This window comes from Variovorax atrisoli (assembly GCF_014195185.1).
GTDB lineage: Bacteria > Pseudomonadota > Gammaproteobacteria > Burkholderiales > Burkholderiaceae_C > Variovorax > Variovorax atrisoli.
Map to the genome: position 1 here is coordinate 329,645 of NZ_JACIBG010000004.1, position 23,837 is coordinate 353,481.

Genomic DNA, 23,837 nt, shown 5'->3' on the forward strand with positions numbered 1-23,837 from the left:
AGCACGCCGCCATGGAACTCTTCAACAACCTCGCGACCGGCTTCGGCGTCGCGTTCACCTTCACCAACCTGCTGTACTGCCTGATCGGCTGCATCCTGGGCACGCTGATCGGCGTGCTGCCGGGCATCGGGCCCGTCGCGACCATCGCGATGCTGCTGCCGGCCACCTACGCGCTGCCGCCGGTGTCGGCGCTGATCATGCTGGCCGGCATCTACTACGGCGCCCAGTACGGCGGCTCCACCACGGCCATCCTGGTGAACCTGCCGGGCGAATCGTCCTCGGTGGTCACCTGCATCGACGGCTACCAGATGGCCCGGCAGGGCCGCGCGGGCCCGGCGCTTGCCGCCGCCGGCCTGGGATCGTTCTTCGCGGGCTGCGTGGGCACGCTGATCCTGGCCGCCTTCGCGCCGCCGCTGACCGAGCTGGCCTTCAAGTTCGGCCCGGCCGAATACTTCTCGCTGATGGTGCTGGGCCTGATCGGCGCGGTGGTGCTGGCCTCGGGTTCGCTGCTGAAGGCGGTGGCGATGATCGTGCTGGGCCTGCTGATGGGCATCGTGGGCACCGACGTCAACTCGGGCGTGGCGCGCTACAGCTTCGACATTCCGGAGCTTACCGACGGCATCGGCTTCGTCGTCATCGCGATGGGCGTGTTCGGCTACGGCGAGATCATCGGCAACCTCTCGCAGCCGGACGACGAGCGCGAGGTGTTCACGCACAAGGTCAAGGGCCTGTGGCCCACCAAGGACGACTTCAAGCGCATGCTCCCCGCCGTGCTGCGCGGCACCGCGCTGGGCTCGGCGCTGGGCATCCTGCCGGGCGGCGGCGCGCTGCTGGCCTCGTTCGCCTCGTATGCGCTGGAGAAGAAGATCCGCATGCGCCCCGGCGAAGTGCCCTTCGGCAAGGGCAACATCCGCGGCGTGGCGTCGCCGGAATCGGCCAACAACGCGGGCGCGCAGACCTCCTTCATCCCGCTGCTGACGCTGGGCATCCCGCCCAACGCGGTGATGGCGCTGATGGTGGGCGCGATGACCATCCACAACATCCAGCCGGGTCCGCAAGTGATGACCAGCAACCCGGAGCTCTTCTGGGGCCTGATCGCCTCGATGTGGATCGGCAACGCGATGCTCATCATCCTGAACCTGCCGCTGATCGGCATGTGGATCAAGCTGCTGACGGTGCCCTACAAGTTCCTGTTCCCGGCCATCGTGCTGTTCTGCGCGATCGGCGTGTACTCGACCAACAACAACACCTTCGACGTGTGGATGGTGGCGGCCTTCGGCTTCATCGGCTATCTCTTCATCAAGCTGCGCACCGAGCCTGCACCGCTGCTGCTGGGCTTCATCCTCGGGCCGATGATGGAAGAGAACCTGCGCCGGGCGCTCTTGCTGTCGCGCGGGGCGTGGAGCGTGTTCGTCACGCGGCCGCTGTCGGCGGGGCTCCTGATCGCCGCGGCGCTGCTGCTGGGCATCGTGCTGCTGCCGGCGATCAAGGCCAAGCGCGAGGAAGCGTTCGTGGAAGATTGAGTTCGCCCCCAGGCTTCGCGCACTTCGTGTCGCTGCGCCAACCCCCTTCCGGGGGCAACACCTGCGGCCCGGCAAAGCCGGTTCCGCGGAGACCAGATTCGCCCCCAGGCTTTGCACACTTCGTGTCGCTGCGCCAACCCCCTTCCGGGGGCAACACCTGCGGCCCGGCAAAGCCGGTTCCGCGGTGTTCCACGAAAGGTCAGTGGGGCAGCAAAGGCAGCAGCAACAGCTGCCACGCCAGCCCCAGCAGGGCCGAGGCGAGCACCACCGGGATCACACCGGCCTTGAAGCGGAACAGCGCCACGGCGGCGATCAGCCCGATCGCCGTCGATGCCGCGTCGAAGCCCCCGCCGGCCCCCCTGGGCCACAGCACGTGCCAGGCGAAGAACACCGCCAGGTTGACGATCACGCCCACCACCGCTGCGGTGATGGCCGTGAGCGGCGCGGTGAGCTTCAGGTTGCCGTGCGTCGACTCGATGAAGGGCCCGCCCAGCAGGATGAAGAGGAACGACGGCAGGAAGGTGAAGAAGCACACCACCGTCGCCGCCACGGACCCTGCCGCGAAGAGCGGGTCGCCGCCGGAGAGCGCCTGGTTCCAGCCGCCGACGAAGCCCACGAAGGACACCACCATGATCAGCGGCCCCGGCGTGGTCTCGCCGAGCGCGAGGCCGTCGATCATCTGAGTGGCGCCCAGCCAGCCGTAGTGGTCGACCGCGCCCTGGAACACGTAGGGCAGCACCGCGTAGGCGCCGCCGAAGGTCATGAGCGCTGCCTTGGTGAAGAACCAGCCCATCTGCGTGAGCGTGCCCTGCCAGCCGTACAGGGCGACGAGCGCGCCCATGGCGCCCAGCCACAGCACGAGGAACATGCCCAGCACGCGCCAGAAGCGGCCCCAGTCGAAGCGCGCGTGCGCGGGTGTGGGCGTGTCGTCGTCGATGAGCGCCGGGCCGATGGCCGCCGCCCCTGCCGCACCATGCCCGCCGCCGCCCGGCGCGAAGCGCTGCGGCGCCACCCGGCTGCCGAAGTAGCCGATGGCCGCCGCCGCAAGCACGATCAGCGGAAACGGCAGCTGCAGCGCGAAGATCGCCACGAACGCCGCCGCAGCGATCGCCCAGAGCCAGGCGTTCTTCAGCACCCGCGAGCCGATGCGCCAGGCCGCGAACAGCACGATGGCCGTGACCGCCGGCTTCACGCCGTACAGCAGCCCCGCCACCGCCGGCACCTGCCCGTAGGCCATGTAGATCCAGGAGAGCGCGATCAGGATGAAGAGCGAGGGCAGCACGAACAGCACCCCCGCCGCGACGCCGCCCCAGGTGCGGTGCATGAGCCAGCCGATGTAGGTGGCCAGCTGCTGGGCCTCGGGGCCGGGCAGCAGCATGCAGTAGTTGAGGGCGTGGAGAAAGCGCTTCTCCGAGATCCAGCGCCGGCGCTCCACCAGTTCCTGGTGCATCAGCGCGATCTGCCCGGCCGGCCCGCCGAAGCTGATGAAGCCCAGCTTGAGCCAGTAGGCGAAGGCCTGCCAGAAGCTGACGGGAGCGGGCCGCTCGACGGGATCTTGGGCAGAGGGCATCGGGCGACTTTCTCGTTGCGCTATTTCAGGAATACGTCGTAGGCGGTCTTCAGAATCAGCGCGCTCACCACGACGATGAACACCACCCGCACGAAGCCAGCGCCATGCCGGAGCGCAACGCGCGTGCCCAGCACGCTGCCGGCCACGTTGGCCACCGCCATCACCAGCCCGTAGTGCCACCAGACGTGGCCCTTGGCCGCCAGCAGGATCAGCGCGGCGGCATTGGTCAGGGTGTTGATGATCTTGGCCGAGGCCGAGGCGTTGAGGAAGTCGTAGCCCATCCAGCGCACGAAGAGGAACACCAGGAAGCTGCCCGCGCCCGGGCCGAAGAAGCCGTCGTAAAGCCCGATCGTGAGCCCGATGGTGCAGGCCGCCAGCGTCTCGGCCCGGCCGGTGAAGCGTGGCGCGTGCATGCGGCCCATGTCCTTGCGCGCCAGCGTGTAGAGCAGCACGCCCAGCAGGATGAGCGGCAGCGCCTTGCGCAGGAAGTCTCCGGGGAACATGGTGACGCCCCAGGCGCCCAGCATCGAGCCGGTGAAACCGAGCAGCGCGGCTGGCCACAGCGCGCCCCAGCGCATCTGCACCCGCTGGCTGAACTGGGCCGCGGCGGCGGCCGTGCCCCAGATGGAAGCACTCTTGTTGGTGCCCAGAAGGGTCGCCGGCGGTGCACCCGGGAAGACGGCGAACAGCGCAGGCACCAGGATCAGGCCGCCTCCACCCACGATCGAATCGACAAAACCCGCGAGCGCAGAGGCGCCCGTGACCACCAGCATTTCCATAGGGCCTGGATTGTCTCACTCCGGTGCTATCGAAAAAGTAGCTGCGAAGGCCGATGCCCCAAGCCTCCGCGCAAATAAAAAAGGCGCCGACCAGCGGCGCCTTCAAGGTTGGACAGGCATCTCGTACGGAGCCTTTGAAGAATTTTTATTGTTGCTTGGGGGGTTTGTCTCCTCGGACCCTCGGCACACGAGCAGGGCCCGTTCGCGAGTGCGCAGACTTTAGGGGCACGCACCGCCTCAGTGCATAGGGAATTACCCGCTTTGCCTTACCAATAAAGCCCGATCTGCAAACCAAAGTGTTTCTGATAGTTAACAAAGTGGCACGACTTGTGCACGGGGCGCCTGAGTCCACCACTTGAAGAAGAAAGCGACCATGGCCCTGGCACCACAAGCCTCGATCAACGCGGCAGACACCGCATGGATGATGACCTCGACCGCGCTGGTGCTGCTGATGACGCTGCCCGGCATCGCCCTCTTCTATGCCGGCATGGTGCGCCGCAAGAACGTGCTGGCCACCATGGCGGCGGTGGTGGCGATCGCCGCCGCCGTCTCGCTGACGTGGTTCGCGGTGGGCTATTCGCTCGCCTTCACCGAGGGCTGGCCCTGGCTCGGGGGCGCCGGCCGCCTCTGGTTCTCGGGCTTCGACTACCTGAAGGAGGCCGGCCAGCTGGCTGTGAGTCACGTGGCGCCCAACGTGCCCGAGTCGGTCTACGCGATGTTCCAGCTGACCTTCGCGATCATCACCACGGCCCTGGTGCTCGGCGCCTTCGTCGAGCGCATGCGCTTCTCGGCGATCCTGTGGTTCGCGCTGCTGTGGAGCGTGCTGGTGTATGCGCCCATCGCCCACTGGGTGTGGGAGCCGGGCGGCTGGCTCGCGCAGATGGGCGCGCTCGACTTCGCGGGCGGCTCGGTGGTGCACGTCAACGCCGGCATCGCGGGGCTGGTGTGCGCCTACGCCCTCGGCTCGCGCAAGGGCTACGGCCGCGAGGCCTTCGAGCCCTACAACCTGGCCTTCACCATGACCGGCGCGGGCCTGCTGTGGGTGGGCTGGTTCGGCTTCAATGCCGGCTCGGCGGTGGCGGCCGACGGGCGCGCGGGGCTGGCGATGCTGGTCACGCACATCGCGGCGGCTGCCGGCGCCATGAGCTGGATGCTCGGCGAATGGATCGTGCGGCGCAGCCCCTCGCTGCTGGGCCTGTGCTCGGGCCTCGTGGCCGGGCTGGTGGCCATCACGCCCGCGGCCGGCTTCGTCACGCCGCCGGCCGCGCTGGCCATCGGCGCCATTGCGGGGCTGGCCTGCTATTGGGGCGCCACCGGCCTGAAGCACCTGCTGGGGGCGGACGACTCGCTCGACGTGTTCGGCGTGCACGGCATCGGCGGTATCGTGGGGGCGCTGCTGACCGGCGTGTTCGCCGACCCGCGCGTCTCCGGCGCCACCGGCGACGTGCTCACGCAGGCGATCGCGGTCGGCAGCGTGGCCATCTTCAGTGCGACGGGCACGGCCGTGGTGCTGTTCCTGGTGCACGTCATCGTCGGCCTGCGCGTCGATGCCGACAGCGAGCTGCTGGGCCTCGATCTTGCACAGCACAGGGAACATCTCGGGAGCAGTTGACCCACCGACGGAGGAAACAAGCCATGTCGCCATCCATGTCCGAAAGCGAACGCATCGCCCTCGCCGCCCGCCTTCACGTGGCGCTGCGGCGAAAGCACGGCCGCGTGACCGACACCGAATGGATGGCGACCAATGCCGAGTACGCCGCCGAGATCGTGCGCATGACCCGCGCGCACGCGGCCGACACCAAGGACGAGGAGCTCTACCTGCTCGCCACCCGGCTGGAGCAGGCGATGGAGCCGCTGGCGCGCGCCGCGCGCCTGGCGGCACGCCAGCCCGACGGCCAGCCGCCCACACCCCCACCCCGGTACGTCGGCGGCCTGCGCTGATACGCAGCCAGTTCGCGGGACACCGCGGAACCGGCTTTGCCGGGCCGCAGGTGTCGCCCCCGGCGAGGGGGTTGGCGAAACGACACGAAGTGCGCAGAGCCTGGAGGAGTGCTCAGCTCTCCAGGGCGGCCTTGCGGATCGACTGCAGCGTGCTGCCCGGCGTGATGGCCTCCGGGTCCAGCAGGCAGTGCAGGATCGACGGCTTGCCGCTGGCACGTGCGCGGGCCAGCGCAGGGCCGAATTCTTCGGTGCTGGCCACATGCTCACCGTGGCCGCCGAACACCTCGGCGTAGCCGCGGAAGTCGGGGTTCTTCAGCTGCGTGGCACTGATGCGGCCCGGGTAGTGCCTTTCCTGGTGCATGCGGATGGTGCCGTACATGCCGTTGTCCAGCAGCACCACGATGATCGGCAGGCCGTACTGCACGGCGGTCGCGAATTCCTGGCCGTGCATCATGAAGTCGCCGTCGCCGGCGAACACCACCACCTCGCGCTGCGGCCACAGCCGCTTGGCGCCGACGCCGGCCGGCAGGCCGTAGCCCATCGAGCCGCTGGTAGGCGCGAGCTGGCTGGCATACGCGCGGAACGGCCAGAAGCGGTGCACCCAGGTGGCGAAGTTGCCCGCGCCGTTGCAGAAGATGGTGTCGGCCGGAAGCACCTCGCGCAGGTGCTTCATGACCTCGCCCATCTGCAGCGGGCCCGGAATGCGGACCGGCGACGGGTCACTCCAGCGCAGGAAGTCTTCGCGTGCGGCCTTCGTCTCCGCCTGCCAGGCCGGCACCTGTGCGGGGCGCAGCGTGGAAACGGCCTCGGCGAAGGCCTGCGGCGTGGCGTGGATGCCCAGCGCCGGGCGATACAGCCTGCCCAGTTCGTCGGCATCGGCATGCACGTGCACCAGCGCCTGCTTCGGCTGCGGGATGGACAGCAGCTCGTAGCCCTGCGAGGGCACTTCCGACAGACGCCCGCCGACCAGCAGGATCAGGTCGGCATTGCGGATGCGCTCCAGCATCCTGGGGTTGACGCCCAGGCCGAGGTCGCCCGCATAGCAGGGGTGATCGGCCGACATCAGCATCTGCCGGCGGAACGAGCAGTACACGGGCAGCGAGAACGCCGCCGCGAAATCCGCGAACTGGCGCGACGCCTTCTCCGACCAGCGGCTGCCGCCCAGGACGACCACCGGCCGCTGCGCCTGCGACAGCCGCTGCTGCAGCTCGGCGAGCTGCGCCGCGCCGGGATGGGTCTCGGTGACGGCGTACGGCTGCGCGTTGGCCACCGTTGCGGCCTCGGTCAGCATGTCTTCCGGCAGCGCGATCACCACCGGGCCGGGCCGCCCCGAGGTGGCGACATGGAAGGCGCGCGACACCAGCTCGGGCACGCGCGCAGGGTCGTCGATCTGCACCACCCACTTGGCCATGGTGCCGAACACCGCGCCGTAGTCCAGCTCCTGGAAGGCCTCGCGGCCCAGCGCGTCGCGCGCGACCTGGCCGACGAAGAGCAGCAGCGGCGTCGAATCCTGGTGCGCGATGTGCACCCCGGCCGACGCATTGGTGGCGCCCGGCCCGCGCGTGACGAAGCACACGCCCGGCCTGCCGGTGAGCTTGCCCTGCGCCTCGGCCATCATCGTCGCGCCGCCTTCCTGGCGGCACACGGTCACTTCGATGGACGCGTCGTGCAGCGCGTCGAGCACGGCGAGAAAGCTTTCGCCGGGCACGCAGAAGAGCTGCTCGACGCCGTGGGTGACGAGCTGGTCGACCAGGATCTGGCCGCCGGTGCGGGGTGTTGAAGTCATGCTGTATCCAATGGTCTGAAGGTGTTCGGTATTGCTCCTTCCTCCTCTGGGGGAAGGCGGGGATGGGGGCAAGCGGCGCCGGACGGACCGGCGGCAACGGATGCGCCGCCTGCCCCCACCCCAACCCGCCCCCGGAAGGGGAGGGAGAAAAGCGGAGTCATTCCAGCGCCTCGCAGGCAGCCTGGATGCGCTCGCAGGCCTCCCGCAGCTGCGCCATCGAGGTCGCGTACGAGATGCGGAAATACGGCGCCAGCCCGAACACGCTGCCCGGCACCACCGCGACCTCGAAGTCCTGCAGCAGGTAGCGGCAGAAGTCGCTGTCGCTGCGCAGCAGCATGCCGCCGCGGGTGTGCCGGCCGAGCACGCCGGCGCAGCTCGCGAATGTGTAGAACGCGCCCTCGGGCACGCGGCAGCGCAGGCCCGGCGCGCGATTCAGCGCGGCGACCACGAAGTCGCGCCGCGCCTGGAAGTCGGCGCAGCGCTCGGCCACGATGTCCTGCGGACCGGTCAGCGCCTCGATGGCGGCTGCCTGGCTGACCGACGAGGGGCATGACGTGGTCTGGCTCTGCACCACGGCCATCGCCGCGATCAGCGCTCGCGGACCGGCGCCGTAGCCCACGCGCCAGCCGGTCATCGCATAGGCCTTGGACACGCCGTTCACCGTCAGCGTGCGTTCGCGCAGGCGCGGCTCCACCGCCGCCGGCGTGGCGAAGGCCAGTCCGTCGTAGAGGATGTGTTCGTAGATGTCGTCCGCCAGCACCCAGACCTGCGGATGGCGCAGCAGCACCTCGCACAGCGGTTTCAGCTGGTCCGCGCTGTAGGCGGCACCGCTCGGGTTCGACGGCGAGTTCAGGAACAACCAACGCGTGCGCGGCGTGATGGCCGCTTCGAGCTGCGCGGCATCGAGCCGGAAGCCGTTGGCCTCGGTGCCGGCCACGGGCACCGGCACGCCGCCGCAGATCTGCACGATGTCGGCGTACGAGGTCCAGTACGGCGCGGGCAGGATGACTTCGTCGCCTGGGTCCAGGCTGGCCATCAGCGCGTTGAAGATCACCTGCTTGGCGCCTGCGCTCACGCTGATCTCTTCGAGCGCGAAGTCCAGCGCGTTGTCGCGCCTGAACTTGAGCTGCACCGCCGCCTTCATCGCCGGGCTGCCGTCGAGCACGGTGTAGCGCGTGTCGCCTCTGCCGATGGCTTGCACGGCAGCGTCGCGCACGTTCTGCGGCGTGTCGAAGTCGGGCTCTCCCGCGCCCAGCACGATCACCGGGCGGCCGGCGCGCTTGAGCGCGTTGGCGTGGTCGGTGATGCGCAGGATCTCCGAGACGCCGATGGCGCGCACGCGCCGTGCGGGCTCGAAGACGATGGAAGTGGCGGTAGCGGCGGTCACTTGGCGTAGGCCTCCAGCGGCTTGTCGTTGGGTTCGGCGATGAGCTGCTTCAGCGTCGCGCTCATCGGCAGGTTCAGGCTGGTGTTCTTCGGCGGGATGGCCGCCACGAACCACTTGGTGTAGATCTTCTCGAGCTCGCCGCTCTTCATCATGCGGCGCAGCGAATCGTCCACCGCCGACTTGAAGGCCGGGTCGTCCTTGCGGAAGAGCAGTGCGATCGGCTCCGAGCCCAGCGGCTCGCCCACGATGCGGTAGGCCGAGGGGTTCTTCGAGTTCGCGATGATCCCGGCCAGCAGGTTGTCGTCGAGCACGAAGGCATCGGTGCGGCCCGACTCCATCAGGAGGAAGCTCTCGAGGTGGTCCTTGCCGAGCATGGTGTTGTACGAGACGTTCTGCGTGCGCTCGCGCTTGCGCAGCAACTGCACCGCCGTGGTGCCGGTGGAGGCCGACACGTTGCGGCCCGCGAGCTGGTCGAGGTTGGCGATGCCCGAGTCGACCCTGGTGGCCATGCGCACCTCGCTCACGTAGGTGGTGAGCGCGAAGGCCACCTGCTGCTGGCGCGCGGTATTGTTGGTGGTGGGGCCGCAGCCGATGTCGAGCGTGCCGTTCTGCACCAGCGGGATGGTGTTCTGCGCGGTCACGGCCATGTACTCCAGCTTCGCCTGCGGCGCGATCTCCTTCAGCACGCGCTCGCACAGCTCGACGTGGTAGCCCACATACTTCTCGCCCGCGCCCAGCATGTAGGCCATGGGTGGCGAGGCCTCGCGCACGCCGAGCACCACCTTGCCGCTGGACTTGATCTTGTCGAGCGTGCCGCCGGTGGCTGCCGCGGTCTGCACGGTCTGCGCGGCGGCGCCGAACGAAAGCGCGAGCAGGCCGACTGCTGCAATGGTCTTGAAGGGGATATTCATGTGCTCTGTCTCCTGATGGTTGTTTTTGACGGGAGGCGAAGGCCGTCCTGGCCTCGCACGGCCCTTTCGCGGGACATCGCGGAACCGGCTTTGCCGGGCCGCCGATGTCGCCCCCGGTGAGGGGGTTGGCGTAGCGACACGAAGTGCGCGAAGCCTGGGGAGAGACTCAGTCCCCGATGTCGAAGGTCACGCCCTGCGCAAGCGGCAGCGCGGTCGAGTAGTTGATGGTGTTGGTGGCGCGGCGCATGTACGCCTTCCAGCTGTCGGAGCCCGCCTCGCGGCCGCCGCCGGTCTCCTTCTCGCCGCCGAAGGCACCGCCGATCTCGGCGCCGCTCGGGCCGATGTTGACGTTGGCGATGCCGCAGTCGGAGCCCGAGCTCGACATGAAGCGCTCGGCCTCGCGCATGTTCAGCGTGAAGATCGACGACGACAGGCCCGCGCCCACCGCGTTGTGCTGCTCGATGGCCTCGTCGAGCGAGCTGTAGCGCACCACGTAGAGGATGGGCGCGAAGGTCTCGCGCAGCACCGGGCCCTGGTGCGACTTCAGCTCCACCAGCGCGGGGCGCACGTAGTAGGCGTCGCTCGTGCCGATGCCCTCCACGCGCTGGCCGCCGTGCACCTTCGCGCCGATCTCGCGGCTTTCGGAGAGCGCCTTCTGCATGCCGTCGAAGGCCGCGCGGTCGATCAGCGGACCGACCAGCGTGCCGGCCGCGCGCGGATCGCCCACCTGCACGTTGCCGTAGACCTTGGCGAGCTTGGGCACCAGCTGGTCGTACACGCTCTCGTGCACGAACAGGCGGCGCAGCGTGGTGCAGCGCTGGCCGGCCGTGCCCATCGCGGCGAAGGCGATGCCGCGCAGCGCGAGGTCGAGGTCGGCCGAGGGCGTGACGATGGCGGCGTTGTTGCCGCCGAGTTCGAGGATGGCACGTGCGAAGCGCGCGGCCAGCTTCGGGCCCACCTGGCGGCCCATGGCGGTCGAGCCGGTGGCCGACAGAACGGGCACGCGGTGGTCGTCCACCAGCACCTCGCCGATGTCGCGCTGGCCCAGCAGCAGGCCCAGCAGGCCTTCGGGCGCGTCGCCGAAACGCTCGAGGGCGCGCTGCGCGATGGCATGCACGGCCAGCGCGGTCAGCGGCGTCTTCTCGGAGGGCTTCCACACCACCGGGTCGCCGCACACCAGCGCCAGCGCCGCGTTCCACGACCACACGGCCACCGGGAAGTTGAAGGCCGAGATCACGCCGCACACGCCCAGCGGGTGCCAGGTTTCCATCATGCGGTGCTCGGCACGCTCGGTGGCCAGCGTGAGGCCGTAGATCTGGCGCGAGAGTCCGACCGCGAAGTCGCAGATGTCGATCATCTCCTGCACCTCGCCCGCGCCTTCGGACGGAATCTTGCCGGCCTCCAGCGTGACGAGGCGGCCCAGGTCGGTCTTGGCGGCGCGCAGTTCCTCGCCCAGCAGGCGCACCAGCTCGCCGCGGCGCGGCGCCGGAACGTTGCGCCAGGCCTTGAAGGCCTCGTGCGCGCGGCCGATGACTGCCGTGGCCTCGGCCGGCGAGGTCTGCGGCACCTGCGCCACCACCTCGCCGCTGACGGGCGAACGCACCGTCAGCTCGCCGCCGGTGTGGGCCGAGCGGGGCACGCCCAGGCGCTGCAGCAGCTGCGCGACTTCGGTGGCGACGGGAAGGGAGGTTTGGGCTTCGGACATGAGCGCTCCGGGGGACAGATGAAGGGAAAGACGGGAAGGCGGCGAGAGGCCTGATCCGCCCAATATCAGCGAATCGAACCCGATCGCCAAATGAAAATATCGAAGGATCTGGTGCGTTTCAGGAAGGACCTCAGCCTTTTGACGTGCGTCTAGCGCACCAACCTGGCTGCCGCCAGGACCCACAGCGCCACCAGCACCACGTTGCTCGCCGCGAACACGCCCAGCCGGTGCAGCACGTGGTTGTAGGTCAGGTGCACCGCGGTGTGCAGCGCCCGCAGCCCCACGTAGGCCCAGGCCAGCCACACCGCCGCGGGCGTCGGCTGCACCGCCACGTAGAAGAGCAGGCACACCACATAGAACAGCACCGGCAGCTCCAGCAGGTTCATATAGTTGCGGTTGGGGATGCGCACCGCGTCCGGCACCGCCGCCGACTCGCCCAGCCTGAAGTCGGCCGTGCGGACTTCGCGGCGCAGCAAGGCACGCACGCGCGTGAAGGGGATCAGCAGCAGCACCATGCCGGTGAGGGCCGCGAGGGCGAAGACGGGGTAGAGGATCGAGGGGTTGTTCATGGTCGCCTCCCTGCTCAGTCCGGCCGCGAGGCCTCGGGCAGCGGAATCTTCTGCCCCGCCGGCGAGCTCGCCAGGCTCTGCGCCGGCCGCCTCAGGGTCGCATCGAAGGGATTGATCCTCGGCCCGATCGCCGCCGCCTCGCGTTTCAGCAGCTCGACCACGGTCGGCATGCGGTCGGCGTTGAGCCGGTCGGCGATGGTGCCCACGCTCAGCGCGGCCACCGCGCGGCCTTCGCGGTCGAGGATGGGCACGGCCACGCCGGCCATGCCTTCGAGCAGGCCGGTGTTGCGGCCTGCGTAGCCCGCCTGGCGCACGCGCTCGATCTCGGTGCGCAGGTAGACCTCGTCGTACACGCCGTACTCGCGCACCCGCGAAAGGTTGAAGCGGATCACCTCCTCGCGCTCGGCCTCGGGCAGGAAGGCCAGGATCGCCAGCGCGCCCTGCCCCACGCCCAGCGCGATGCGCCCGCCGATATCGCCGGTGAAGGAGCGGATGGGAAAGGGCCCTTCGCTCCTGTCGAGGCACACGGCGTCGAAGCCGCTGCGCGCCAGAAGGAAGATGCTGTCACCGAGGCTCGCGCACAGGCGCAGCAGCACGGGCCGGCAGATGGAGCGCAGGTCGCCGGGATTGCCTGCGCTGGCGGCGAGCGCGAAGAAATCGATGCTCAGGCGGTAGAGCTTGCTGCGCTCGTCCTGCTCGACCATGCCTTCGGCCATGAGCGACTGCAGCAGCCGGTGCGTGGTGGCCTGCGTGAGGCCCACGGAACGCGCGATCTGGGTCACGCGGCCGCCCTCGGCCTGCACCGCGCCGAGCGCGCGGATCACCGAAAAGACGCGCGGCACGCCGCCGCTGGCCGCCGCTGCCGCCCCTGCACCGGCCGGGGTGTTCGCCGAAGAGCTCTCCATACCTTCCTCCTGCGGAATTCGATTCATCGATCGAAGCCATGATATTCCATTGAACGGAATAAATTGAAGAAAAATTCTGATTAATGGAATACCCGAGGCGATCTGGCGCAATCGTTGCAATAGAGTGAATTAAGGACAGCAAGCTGTCCATGGCCCGCACCAAGTCGAAGCAAGGTGCCCGGAGCCATCTTTTCGCCCCCGAAGAAAGGCCCGTTCCATGTCATTCCTGCGGCTCACCGACGTGACCAAGTTCTATGGCGCCACCCGCGCGGTGGCGGACATGAATCTCTCGGTGGAAAAGGGCGAGTTCGTCTCGCTGCTCGGGCCCTCGGGCTGCGGCAAGACGACCACGCTCCAGATGATCGCGGGCTTCGAGGCGGTGAGCGGCGGCCGCATCGAGCTCGCGGGCAAGGACATCACGCACGCCAAGGCCAACACGCGCGGGCTGGGCATCGTGTTCCAGACCTATGCCCTCTTCCCGCACATGACGGTGGCCGACAACGTGAGCTTCGGCCTCGAGATGCGCAAGATGCCGAAGGCCGAGCGCACCGAGCGCGTGAAGCAGGCGCTGGCGCTGGTTCATCTCGAGCAGCACGCCGCGCGCTACCCGCGCGAGCTTTCGGGCGGCCAGCGGCAGCGGGTGGCGCTGGCGCGCGCGCTGGTGATCGAGCCGCCGGTGCTGCTGCTGGACGAGCCCCTGTCCAACCTCGACGCCAAGCTGCGCGAGGAGATGCAGTTCGAGCTGCGCCAGATCCAGCGCAAGGTCGGCACCACCACGGTGATGGTCACGCACGACCAGAGCGAGGCCATGTCGATCAGCGACCGCGTGGTGGTGATGGAAGGCGGCCGCGCCACGCAGATCGACCATCCGCAGCGCGTGTACGAGCATCCGGGCACGCGCTTCATCTCCACCTTCGTCGGCAAGGCCAACCTGCTGGACTGCCGCGTGTCCGGCAGCGGCCCCGGGCGCACCTGCGTGGAGGTGGGCGCGCTCTCGCTCGACGTGGACGACACCGGCTTCGACGTGAACGCGGGCGCGCTGCTGAGCGTGCGGCCCGAGAAGCTGCAGCTGGTGGCCCCGGGCCGGGGCCGCATCGACGGCGAGGTGCTGGAGCGCTTCTTCCTCGGCAGCCAGTGGCTCTACCGCGTGGCGACTTCGGTCGGCGAGCTCATCGTGCTGAGCCCCAACGACGGACGCGAGGCGCTCGCGGAAGGCAGCCGCACCGGCCTCGACTGGCCGGCGCACTGCATGCGGCTGCTGCCGGCCGATGAGAAGGCTGTCGCGGCATGAGCACCTCGAAGAGCAAGGCCACGCCCTGGTGGCTCTCCGGCCCCGCGCTGCTGCTGTTCACGGTGCTGCTGGTGGTGCCGCTGGGGCTCACCGCGGTGCTGTCGTTCAACGCCTACGACCCGGCCACCGGACCGAAGACGGGCGAGTTCACGCTTGCGCACTACGCGCTGGTGTTCTCCGACTCCTACTACCTCGGCATCTTCTGGCGCACCTTCTGGGTCTCGGCGCTGGTCACGCTGATCTGCGTGCTGATCGGCGCACCCGAGGCCTACGTGCTCAGCCGCATGCGCAACCCGTGGCGCTCGGCGCTGCTGCTGGTGGTGCTCGCGCCGCTGCTGGTGTCGGTGGTGGTGCGGGCCTTCGGCTGGAGCATGCTGCTGGGCCCCGAGGGCGCGGTGAACGCGCTGCTGCAGCTCGTGGGCATCGGGCCGGTGAAGATCCTTTACACCAACGCGGCGGTGGTCATCGCGCTGGTCCACGTGATGCTGCCCTTCATGGTGATCCCGGTGTGGACATCGCTGCAGAAGCTCGACCCCGGCGTGGAGAACGCCGCCCTCTCGCTCAACGCCACGCCCTTCACCACGCTGCGGCGCATCGTGCTGCCGCAGGTGATGCCGGGCATTCTCTCGGGCAGCCTGATCGTCTTCGGGCTGGCGGCGAGCTCCTTCGCCATTCCGGGGCTGCTGGGCGGACGACGGCTGAAGATGGTCGCGACCATCGTCTACGACGAATACCTCAGCGAGCTCAACTGGCCGCTGGGGGCGGCGGTGGCGCTGGTGCTGCTAGTCGCCAATCTTGCGGTGATGCTCAGCTACAACCGGCTGGTCGAAGGCCGCTACAAGAAAGCGCTGGGATGAACATGACCCCCACGCTCCATCACTTCGTGTATTCGCTGCCTCCCGAGGGGGCGCGTGCCTCCCTTGTGACGGCCCGGCGGGAGGCGCCATGAACAGGAACGGTCCCATCGCCCTCGCGTTCAACGCGCTCGTCATCGTCTTCATGCTGGCACCGCTGGTGGTGGTGTGCGTGGTGGCGTTCACGCCCGAGAACACGCTGACCATCCCGACCACGCATTTCTCGCTGCGCTGGTTCGAGGCGGTGTTCGCGCACCCCGACTTCATGCAGTCGTTCTGGAACAGCCTGTGGCTCGCGCTGAGCTCGGCCACCATCGCGACGCTGCTCGCGGTGCCGGCCGGCATGGCGATCACGCGCTACGAGTTTCCGGGGCGCGACTTCCTCAACGGCCTGTTCCTCTCGCCGCTGATCGTTCCGCACCTGGTGCTGGGCGTGGCGCTGCTGCGTCTGTTCTCGCTGGTGGGCGGCGCGGGCAGCTTCGGCTGGCTGGTGCTGGCGCACGCGCTCATCGTCACGCCCTACACGCTGCGGCTGGTGGTGGCGGCGCTGGTGGGCTTCGACCGCAGCGCCGAGCAGGCCGCGCTCTCGCTGGGCGCGAGCCAGGCCACGGTGTTCCGCCGCATCACGCTGCCGATGATCCTGCCGGGCGTGACGGGCGGCTGGATGCTGTCGTTCATCAACAGCTTCGACGAAGTGACGATGTCGATCTTCGTCACCTCGCCGAGCACGGTCACGCTGCCGGTGCGCATGTACATGTACGCGACCGAATCCATCGATCCGCTGATGGCCGCCGTGTCGGCGCTGATGGTGGCGGTGACGGCCTTCGCGATGGTGCTGCTCGACCGCGTGTACGGCCTCGACCGCGTGCTGGTGGGGCGCAGATAGATGAAGACGACCATGACCGCACACGCATTGCTCCACCGCGTGGCCGAGAAGACCGGCCGCGCGACGGTGCCCTTCACGCTCGATGGCCAGCCGGCTAGCGCGCTGGCCGGCGACACCGTGCTGACCGCCGTGCTCACGCAGTGCGGCCAGCTGCGCCGCAACGAGTTCAGCGGCCTGCCGCGCGCGGGCTTCTGCATGATGGGCGCCTGCCAGGACTGCTGGATCTCCACCGACGAAGGCGAGCGTCTTCGCGCCTGCTCGACCTTCATCGCTCCGGGCATGGCGCTGGTCACAGGAAGGGACGGCGCATGACCGCCACACCGACAGCGACGTCGACACCGACAGGCGAAGTCCGCCCCGTGATCGTCGGCGCAGGCCCGGCCGGCGTGCGCGCCGCGCAGACGCTGGTGGCGCATGGCCTGAAGCCGGCGGTGATCGACGAGGCCTCGCGCGCGGGCGGACAGATCTACCGCCGCCCTCCTCCCGGCCTGGCCGCGCGCGACAAGCAGACGCTCTACGGCTTCGAGTCGAAGCGCGCCGACGCGGTGCACACGGCCTTCGACGCGCTGCAGGGCCGCATCGAACACCATGCCGACAGCCTCGCGTGGAACGCGCAGGACCAGGTGCTCGACGTGATGCACAACCCCACGCGCAGCAACCGCCGCGTGCCCTACAGCCATCTGATCGTCGCGACCGGCGCCACCGACCGCGTGCTGCCGCTGCCGGGCTGGACGCTGCCCGGCGTCTACACGCTGGGCGGCGCGCAGGTCGCGCTCAAGTACCAGGGTTGCGCCATCGGGCGCCGCGTGGTGTTCATGGGCACGGGGCCGCTGCTCTACCTGGTGGCTTATCAATATGCCAAGGCCGGCGTGGACGTGGCCGCAGTGCTCGACACCGCGCGCCTTGCCGACCAGATCGCCGCCGCACCCGCGATGCTGGCGCAGCCGGCCGTGCTCGCCAAGGGCATGTACTACGTGGGCTGGCTGCGCGCGCACGGCGTTGCGCTGCATGGCGGCGTGCGTCCGCTGCGCGTGCTCGGCGACGAGGCTCAGGCGCGCGTCACCGGCGTGGCCTGGCTCGACGGCGAGACCCAGCGCACGATCGACTGCGATGCGGTGGGCTTCGGCTACGCGCTGCGCTCCGAGACGCAGCTCGCCGACCTTCTCGGCTGCCGCTTCGACTACGCGCCGCTGCACCGCGCGCACCTGCCGGTGCGCGACGCGGCGGGACGCTCCAGCGTACGGGGCGTGTACCTCGCGGGCGACGGCGCCGGCATCATGGGCGCGGACGCGGCCGAATGGGCGGGCGAGCGTGCGGCGCTGGCGCTGCTGCAGGACGCGGGCATCGCATTCGACACCGCGCGTGCATCGGAACTCGAACGCAGGCTCGACAGGCTCGCCGGCTTCCGCCGCGGCCTCGAGCGCGCCTTTCCCGTACCGCAGGACTGGGCCGGGAACGCGAGCGACGACCTCGTGATCTGCCGCTGCGAGAACGTCACCGCCGGCACGCTGCGCCAGACCATCGCCAGCACCGGCGCCGACGAGATGAACCGCCTGAAGGCCCTGTCGCGCGTCGGCATGGGCCGCTGCCAGGGGCGCATGTGCGGCGCCGCGGCCGCCGAGATCCTCGCGCATGCGACGCGGCAGCCGTTGCAGCAGGTAGGCCGGCTGCGCGGGCAGGCGCCGATCAAGCCGATCCCGATCCGGCTCGTGCCGGCCGATGGGAGCGGCGCATGAGCTCGATCAGGAAGCTTCGCACCGACGTCGCCATCGTCGGCGGCGGCATCGTCGGCTCTTCCGCCGCGCTGGCCCTGCGCCGCATGGGCGTCGGCGTGGTGCTGCTGGAGCGCGATCTCTGCGGCTCGCGTTCCAGCGGCGTGAACTACGGCGGCGTGCGCCGCCAGGGCCGGCCGGTGAGCCAGCTGCCGCTGGCGCAGCGCGCGCACCGCATCTGGGGTAACCTGGCCGGGCTGCTGGGCACCGACGGCGAATACATCCGCTCGGGCCACTTCAAGATCGCGCGCAGCGAATCGGACATGGCCTCGCTCGAACGCTACCGCGCGCTGAGCAGCGACTTCGACCTGGGCCTGGAGCTGATCTCCGGCGCGCGCCTGCGCGAGCAATGCCCTTGGCTCGGCATGCGCGCGGTGGGCGGCTCGCTCTGCGCGGAAGACGGGCAGGCCAATCCGCGCCTGGTGTCGCCGGCCTTCGCGCTCGCGGCGCAGCGTGCCGGAGCGCAGGTCTTCGAGCGCCACAAGGTCGACGAGGTGGCGCACGACGGCGCGATGTTCATGGTGCGCAGCGGCAATGCGCTCGAGGTGCAGGCGCCGGTGCTGCTGAACTGCGCGGGCGCGTGGGCCGGCGCCATCGCCAGCCAGTTCGGCGAGACGCCGCCGATGTATGCCCGCAGCCCGCTGATGGCGGTGACCGAGCCGGTGCCGCATTTCATGAAATGGAGCCTGGGCGTGGAAGGCGGCGGCATCTACTGCCGGCAGGTCGAGCGCGGCAACGTGGTGCTGGGCGGCGGCACGGGCATCACGCTCGACGCCGAACGCTCCCGCGCCGAGCGCGAGGGCATCGCCGCGCTGGCGGTGCAGGCCATCGAGCTGCTGCCCGCGCTGCGCCACGCGCACATCATCCGCACCTGGGGAGGCACCGAGGGCTACCTGCCCGACCGCGAACCGGTGCTGGGCCCGAGCCGCACCACGCCGGGCCTCTTCCACGGCTTCGGCTTCGCGGGCGCGGGCTTCCAGATCGGCCCGGCCGCCGGCGAGGTGCTGGCCGAACTCGCACGCGACGGCCGCACCGACACGCCCATCGACGCCTTCGCCATCGAGCGCTTCGACGGCGCCGACGAATCACTCACCGCATCCCCCACCTGAACCTGAATGGAGAGCATCGCCATGTCCCAGAAGTCCTCGATCAGAACCCTTCCGCTGCTGGCCGCGCTGCTCGCGGCCGCCGGCATCGCCGGTGCGCAGACCAAGACCCTCTACATCGGCATGAACGGCGGCACGATGGAGAAGGCGTACACGCAGTACGTCTTCCCGGCCTTCGAGAAGGCCTACGGCGCGAAGGTGGTGGTGGTGCCGGGCACCTCGTCCGACATCCTCGCCAAGGCGCAGGCCAACAAGGACAAGCCGCAGATGCACGTGATGTTCCTCGACGACGGCGTGATGGTGCGCGCCATCGGCATGGGCCTGTGCCAGAAGCAGAAGCCCAGCCAGTCGCTCGGAGAGATCTACCCGGCCGCGCGCTTCAAGGACGACATGGCCAGCGGCGTGAGCCTGGGCATGACGGGCCTGGCCTACAACGCGAAGATGTTCAAGGAGAAGGGCTGGGCGCCGCCCACCTCGTGGATGGACCTGGCCGACCCGAAGTACAAGGGCAAGGTGGTGTTCCAGTCGGTGTCGTCGTCCTCCTTCGGGCTGCACGGCTTCCTGATGTTCAACCGCATCCAGGGCGGCAACGACAAGAACGTGGAGCCCGGCTTCAAGGCCTGGCCCACCACCATCGGGCCGAACGTGCTGGAGTACATCCCGAGCTCGGCCAAGCTCTCTGAGATGGTGCAGACCGGCGAGGCGGCGATCTTCCCGCTCACGCCCACGGCCGTGGCCGCGATGAAGAGCAAGGGCATCCCGGTCGAGTACGCGCCGCCCAAGGAAGGCGCGGTGGTGCTCATGGTCGGCCAGTGCGTGATCGCCAATAACACCGAGCCCGAGCTCTCGCAGAAGCTCGCCGAGTTCCTGCTGAGCCCGCTGGCGCAGGCCAACGTGCTGCAGTACGGCGCGCAGATCCCGACCAACCCGAAGGCGCCGGTGGTGGGCGACGGCGTGGCGCAGGTGGCCGACATCAACAAGTGGATGAAGACCGCGGTGACCATCGATTGGGAAAGCATCAACGCGAACCGCCCGGCGTGGAACGCGCGCTGGAACAAGACCATCGAGAAATAAGGCTCGCCCCCAGGCTGCGCGCACTTCGTGTCGCTTCGCCAACCCTCTTCCGGGGGCAACATCGCAGGCCCGGCAAAGCCGGTTCCTCGGTGTTTCCGGCATCACCGAGGTCAAAGCCAAGCTAGGTCCTGGGAGCCTTGCGCAGCAGCACCGGCATGCACAGCAGGTAGACCACCGCGCCCGCCAGCCACGCGATGCCGGGAAAGCGCAGGCGGAAGGCGAAGTAGAGCTGGCTGATGAGTAGCGGTCCGAACACCGAGGCCAGGCTCGACAGGCTCGCGAGCACGCCCTGCAGCCGTCCCTGCTCGGCCTCGCCCACGCGGGCCGAGAGCATCGACTGCAGCGCGGGCGCGCCGATGCCGCCCATGCAAAGCAGCGGCAGCAGCGCGAGCGCCATCCAGCCCTGCGTGGCGAAGGCCAGCAGCGCATAGGCGGTGCAGTCGGCCGCGGTGCCGATGGCGATGGCCGCGCGCTCGCCCCAGCGCTCGACCAGCGGCCCCGCCACGAAGCCCTGCATCAGCGCCTGGATCAGGCCGAAGACCGCGAGCGAGACGCCGACCATGGTGCCGTTCCACGCGAACTTGTCTTCGCCGTAGAGCACCCAGGTCGTGCCGGCGACCTCGCCCACCAGCATCAGCACCGTGAACACGCCGAGGATGGGCAGCAACGCGGGAAAGCTCTTCGCCCAGCGCAGCGGCGCGAGCGGATGCAGCACGCCTCGGTCGAAGGGCTGCGTGGCGAGCTTCGCGGGGCGCGACTCGCGCAGCAGCAGCAGCAGGGCCGCGAGGAAGGTCAGTCCGTTGAGCACGGCGGCGGCGATGAACGGCAGCCGCACGCCGTGGTCGCCGAGCACGCCGCCGAGCGCCGGCCCTGCGATGAAGCCGATGCCGAAGCACGCGCCCATGCGGCCGAACCAGCGCGCGCGCTGGTTCTCGGGCGTGAGGTCGGCGATGGCGGCGGAAGCCACCGCCATGTTCGCGCCCGTCATGCCGGCGATCGCGCGGCCCACGAACAGCATCCACAGCGAGGGCGCGAAGGCCATGAAGAGCGCGTCGACGGCCGCGCCCGCCACCGAGACCAGCAGCACCGGACGGCGGCCGAAGCGGTCGCTGAGCGCACCGAGCACCGGCGCGCAGAGGAACTGCATCAGCGCGTAGAGCGAGAGGAATGCGCCGAAGCGCCAGCCGAGGTCGCCCGTGTGGCCGACTTCGCGCAGCAGGCTGGGCACGATCGGCATGACCAGGCTGATGCCGATCGCGTCGAGCGTGACGATCGCGAGGATCACGGCCTGCGCATGGCGACCGCTCGCGAGGGGGTTTGGAAATGCGTCTGAATTTATCATCGATAAGGGATTATCAGCGATAAATTCCTGGGGCGTGAAGTACCCTCCCCGATCGACATCGGCACACACACGCACGCACGCGCGCACATCGGAAGAATGAAACTGGACCGCGAAGTGATCCTCGAGACAGCCCTCACGCTGCTCGACGAGGTGGGAATGGACAAGCTCAGCACGCGGCTCCTGGCCGAGCGGCTCGGCGTGCAGCAGCCCGCGCTGTACTGGCACTTCAAGAACAAGCGTGCGCTGCTCGATGCGATGAACGGCGAGATCCTGCGCCGCACCCACGAACGCAAGCTGCCGGAGCCCGGCGAGACCTGGGACGCCTTCCTGCGCGAGAACGCGCGCAGCTTCCGCCGTGCGCTGCTGGCGCGGCGCGACGGCGCGCGGCTGCATGCGGGCTCGGAGCCCGATCCGGCCGACCTCGACATGGTCGAGGCGCAGCTCGCCTCCGTGGTCCGCCTGGGCCTGCCCGCGCCGCAGGCGATGACGCTGCTGATCGCCCTGGGCCGCTACACCGTGGGCTGCGTGCTGGAACAGCAGGCGACGCCGCCCGACGCGGCCGAGCAGCAGCAGGCGCTCGACGCCGCCGCGGCCTCGCGCCCGCTGCTGGCCGAGGCCTTCGCCAACTACCGCAAGGCGGGGCCCGACGCGCTGTTCGAGATCGGCGTCGACCTCATGCTGGAAGGCGCGAAGGCGCGCATGGCGGGCAATGCCCCGGCCGCGCGCCGCCGCGCGATGGCGGACAAGCCGCCCGCAGCACCGCGTCGCTGAAGCCGCTCAGCGGTTGTCCTCGACGATCCAGCCGGCGGCCTTCTCGGCCATCATGAGCGTCGGGCTGTTGGTGTTGCCGCTGGTGATGGTGGGCATCGCGCCCGCATCCACCACGCGCAGGCCCTGCACGCCGCGCACGCGCAGGCGCGAATCGAGCACCGCCGCCGGGTCGTTGTCGGCGCCCATCTTGGTGGTGCCCACCGGATGGAAGATGGTGGTGGCGATGTCGCCGGCCAGGCGCGCCAGGTCCTCGTCGGTCTGGTACTGCACGCCGGGTTTCCATTCCTCGGGCTTGTACTTGGCGAGCGCGGGCTGCTGCGCGATGCGGCGCGTGACGCGCAGCGACTCGGCCGCCACCTTGCGGTCTTCGTCGGTGCTCAGGTAGTTGGGCGCGATGGCCGGGGCGTCCTCGAAGCGGTTGCTGCGGATGCGCACCGAGCCCCGGCTCGTCGGGTTGAGGTTGCACACGCTCGCGGTGAAGGCCGGAAAGCTGTGCAGCGGATCGCCGAAGGCGTCGAGCGACAGCGGCTGCACGTGGTACTGCAGGTTGGGCCATTCGCGATCGGGCGAGCTGCGCGTGAAGGCGCCGAGCTGCGACGGCGCCATGCTCATCGGGCCGCTGCGCTTGAGCACGTATTCGAGGCCGATCTTGGCCTTGCCGATCATCGACGAGGCCATCACGTTGAGCGTGGGTGCGCCCGCGATCTTGTAGACGGCGCGGATCTGCAGATGGTCCTGCAGGTTGGCGCCCACGCCGGGCGCGTCGAGCACCACGTCGATGCCGTGCTGCCTCAGCAGCTCGGAAGGGCCCACGCCCGAGAGCTGTAGGATCTGCGGCGAGCCGATGGCGCCGGCGCTCAGCACCACCTCGCGCGTGGCGCGCACCGTGACCTTCTCGCTGCCGTTCCACACCTCGGCGCCGGTGCACCGGCGCGTGCCGTCGGGCTGCGTCTCGAAGAGCAGGCGCGAGACCTGCGCGCCGGTCCAGAGCTCGAAGTTGGGCCTGCCGTAGCAGGTCGGGCGCAGGAAGGCCTTGGCGGTGTTCCAGCGCCAGCCGTTCTTCTGGTTGACCTGGAAGTAGCCCACGCCCTCGTTGTTGCCGCGGTTGAAGTCGGTGGAGTGCGGCACGCCGGCCTGCTCCGCGGCCGCGGCGAAAGCGTCGAGGATGTCCCAGCGCAGGCGCTGCTTCTCGACGCGCCACTCGCCGCCCGCGCCATGCATCTCGTCGGCGCCCAGGTAATGGTCTTCGTGCTTCTTGAAGGCCGGCAGCACGTTCTGCCAGCGCCAGCCGTCGTCGCCGGTGAGGTCGGCCCAGTGCTCGTAGTCGCGCGACTGGCCGCGCATGTAGATCATGCCGTTGATGCTGGAGCAGCCACCCAGCGTCTTGCCGCGCGGATAGCGCAGCACCCGGCCGTTGAGGCCCGCGTCGGGCTCGGTGCTGTAGAGCCAGTCGGTGCGCGGGTTGCCGATGCAGTAGAGATAGCCGACCGGGATGTGGATCCAGTGGTAGTCGTCCTTGCGGCCCGCCTCGATGAGCAGCACGCGCCGATTCTTGTCGGCGCTCAGGCGGTTCGCCATGAGCGAGCCGGCGGTGCCGGCGCCGATGACGACATAGTCGAAGGTGGTCTCGCTCAAGTGGTTGTCTCCTTCTGCTCGTTCTTGTCT

21 protein-coding genes are annotated in these 23,837 nt (G+C 69.4%); 11 read left to right on the forward strand and 10 right to left on the reverse strand.

Features of this window, described 5'->3' with window-relative positions; genetic code table 11:
- Nucleotides 1-11: 11 nt before the first annotated feature.
- On the forward strand, nucleotides 12-1,523 hold the full coding sequence (locus FHY06_RS16700; RefSeq protein ID WP_020723151.1) for a tripartite tricarboxylate transporter permease: 1,512 nt from the start codon (nucleotides 12-14) through the stop codon (nucleotides 1,521-1,523).
- Nucleotides 1,524-1,722: 199 nt separating this feature from the next.
- On the opposite strand, the gene chrA is transcribed toward FHY06_RS16700, so the two are convergent.
- Both chrA and FHY06_RS16710 read right to left on the reverse strand, forming a co-directional pair.
- The gene (gene chrA / locus FHY06_RS16705; protein WP_184605823.1) at nucleotides 1,723-3,093 is read right to left on the reverse strand and encodes a chromate efflux transporter; all 1,371 of its coding nucleotides are present in this window, start codon (nucleotides 3,091-3,093) and stop codon (nucleotides 1,723-1,725) included.
- 20 nt (nucleotides 3,094-3,113) lie between these two features.
- On the reverse strand, nucleotides 3,114-3,872 hold the full coding sequence (locus tag FHY06_RS16710) for a sulfite exporter TauE/SafE family protein (RefSeq protein ID WP_184605824.1): 759 nt from the start codon (nucleotides 3,870-3,872) through the stop codon (nucleotides 3,114-3,116).
- A gap of 373 nt (nucleotides 3,873-4,245) precedes the next feature.
- Between FHY06_RS16710 and FHY06_RS16715 the strand changes: the two genes are divergently transcribed.
- Both FHY06_RS16715 and FHY06_RS16720 read left to right on the forward strand, forming a co-directional pair.
- Nucleotides 4,246-5,484, forward strand: a complete 1,239-nt coding sequence (locus FHY06_RS16715) for an ammonium transporter (protein ID WP_132751924.1) — start codon at nucleotides 4,246-4,248, stop codon at nucleotides 5,482-5,484.
- A gap of 23 nt (nucleotides 5,485-5,507) precedes the next feature.
- Nucleotides 5,508-5,813 (forward strand): hypothetical protein, encoded by a 306-nt coding sequence (locus tag FHY06_RS16720; protein WP_019655447.1) that lies wholly within the window; start codon nucleotides 5,508-5,510, stop codon nucleotides 5,811-5,813.
- 112 nt (nucleotides 5,814-5,925) lie between these two features.
- On the opposite strand, the gene FHY06_RS16725 is transcribed toward FHY06_RS16720, so the two are convergent.
- From FHY06_RS16725 to FHY06_RS16750, 6 genes are all read right to left on the reverse strand, one after another.
- Nucleotides 5,926-7,599: a thiamine pyrophosphate-binding protein gene (locus FHY06_RS16725; protein WP_184605825.1), complete on the reverse strand. Its 1,674-nt coding sequence runs from the start codon at nucleotides 7,597-7,599 to the stop codon at nucleotides 5,926-5,928.
- Between the two features lie 157 nt (nucleotides 7,600-7,756).
- Nucleotides 7,757-8,986 (reverse strand): pyridoxal phosphate-dependent aminotransferase, encoded by a 1,230-nt coding sequence (locus FHY06_RS16730; RefSeq protein WP_184605826.1) that lies wholly within the window; start codon nucleotides 8,984-8,986, stop codon nucleotides 7,757-7,759.
- Nucleotides 8,983-9,897 carry an amino acid ABC transporter substrate-binding protein gene (locus FHY06_RS16735; protein WP_184605827.1) on the reverse strand — a complete coding sequence of 305 codons (915 nt, stop codon included), beginning with the start codon at nucleotides 9,895-9,897 and terminating at the stop codon, nucleotides 8,983-8,985. The genes FHY06_RS16730 and FHY06_RS16735 overlap by 4 nt, the downstream gene beginning before the upstream one ends.
- A 166-nt stretch (nucleotides 9,898-10,063) precedes the next feature.
- The gene (amaB, locus tag FHY06_RS16740; protein WP_184605828.1) at nucleotides 10,064-11,602 is read right to left on the reverse strand and encodes an L-piperidine-6-carboxylate dehydrogenase; all 1,539 of its coding nucleotides are present in this window, start codon (nucleotides 11,600-11,602) and stop codon (nucleotides 10,064-10,066) included.
- A 149-nt stretch (nucleotides 11,603-11,751) separates the two neighbouring features.
- Nucleotides 11,752-12,171 carry an MAPEG family protein gene (locus FHY06_RS16745; RefSeq protein ID WP_126184096.1) on the reverse strand — a complete coding sequence of 140 codons (420 nt, stop codon included), beginning with the start codon at nucleotides 12,169-12,171 and terminating at the stop codon, nucleotides 11,752-11,754.
- Between the two features lie 14 nt (nucleotides 12,172-12,185).
- Complete coding sequence (locus tag FHY06_RS16750; RefSeq protein WP_019655441.1) at nucleotides 12,186-13,076, reverse strand: IclR family transcriptional regulator; 891 nt, start codon at nucleotides 13,074-13,076, stop codon at nucleotides 12,186-12,188.
- Between the two features lie 217 nt (nucleotides 13,077-13,293).
- Between FHY06_RS16750 and FHY06_RS16755 the strand changes: the two genes are divergently transcribed.
- The 7 genes from FHY06_RS16755 (at nucleotide 13,294) to FHY06_RS16785 (ending at nucleotide 20,059) form a co-directional block, all read left to right on the forward strand.
- Complete coding sequence (locus tag FHY06_RS16755) at nucleotides 13,294-14,367, forward strand: ABC transporter ATP-binding protein (protein WP_132800094.1); 1,074 nt, start codon at nucleotides 13,294-13,296, stop codon at nucleotides 14,365-14,367.
- Nucleotides 14,364-15,224, forward strand: coding sequence for an ABC transporter permease (locus tag FHY06_RS16760; protein WP_019655439.1), 861 nt, complete (start codon nucleotides 14,364-14,366; stop codon nucleotides 15,222-15,224). The genes FHY06_RS16755 and FHY06_RS16760 overlap by 4 nt, the downstream gene beginning before the upstream one ends.
- A gap of 88 nt (nucleotides 15,225-15,312) precedes the next feature.
- Nucleotides 15,313-16,107: an ABC transporter permease gene (locus FHY06_RS16765; protein ID WP_126184098.1), complete on the forward strand. Its 795-nt coding sequence runs from the start codon at nucleotides 15,313-15,315 to the stop codon at nucleotides 16,105-16,107.
- Nucleotides 16,108-16,119: 12 nt separating this feature from the next.
- Nucleotides 16,120-16,419, forward strand: a complete 300-nt coding sequence (locus tag FHY06_RS16770) for a (2Fe-2S)-binding protein (protein WP_020723150.1) — start codon at nucleotides 16,120-16,122, stop codon at nucleotides 16,417-16,419.
- Entirely contained in the window at nucleotides 16,416-17,843 is a 1,428-nt protein-coding gene (locus FHY06_RS16775) for an FAD/NAD(P)-dependent oxidoreductase (RefSeq protein ID WP_184605829.1), read from the forward strand. Before FHY06_RS16770 ends, FHY06_RS16775 begins: the two co-directional genes overlap by 4 nt.
- Nucleotides 17,840-18,988, forward strand: coding sequence for an NAD(P)/FAD-dependent oxidoreductase (locus FHY06_RS16780; RefSeq protein WP_126184100.1), 1,149 nt, complete (start codon nucleotides 17,840-17,842; stop codon nucleotides 18,986-18,988). Before FHY06_RS16775 ends, FHY06_RS16780 begins: the two co-directional genes overlap by 4 nt.
- Nucleotides 18,989-19,009: 21 nt before the next feature.
- A complete protein-coding gene (locus FHY06_RS16785; protein ID WP_126184101.1) occupies nucleotides 19,010-20,059 on the forward strand; it encodes an ABC transporter substrate-binding protein in 1,050 nt (349 codons plus the stop codon).
- 121 nt (nucleotides 20,060-20,180) lie between these two features.
- Here FHY06_RS16785 and tet read toward each other — a convergent pair whose 3' ends face one another.
- A complete protein-coding gene (gene tet, locus FHY06_RS16790; protein ID WP_184605830.1) occupies nucleotides 20,181-21,401 on the reverse strand; it encodes a Tet(A)/Tet(B)/Tet(C) family tetracycline efflux MFS transporter in 1,221 nt (406 codons plus the stop codon).
- A 96-nt stretch (nucleotides 21,402-21,497) separates the two neighbouring features.
- Between tet and tetR the strand changes: the two genes are divergently transcribed.
- The gene (gene tetR, locus FHY06_RS16795; RefSeq protein ID WP_019655432.1) at nucleotides 21,498-22,172 is read left to right on the forward strand and encodes a tetracycline resistance transcriptional repressor TetR; all 675 of its coding nucleotides are present in this window, start codon (nucleotides 21,498-21,500) and stop codon (nucleotides 22,170-22,172) included.
- 6 nt (nucleotides 22,173-22,178) lie between these two features.
- On the opposite strand, the gene FHY06_RS16800 is transcribed toward tetR, so the two are convergent.
- A complete protein-coding gene (locus FHY06_RS16800) occupies nucleotides 22,179-23,807 on the reverse strand; it encodes a GMC family oxidoreductase (protein WP_184605831.1) in 1,629 nt (542 codons plus the stop codon).
- Nucleotides 23,808-23,837: the final 30 nt, after the last annotated feature.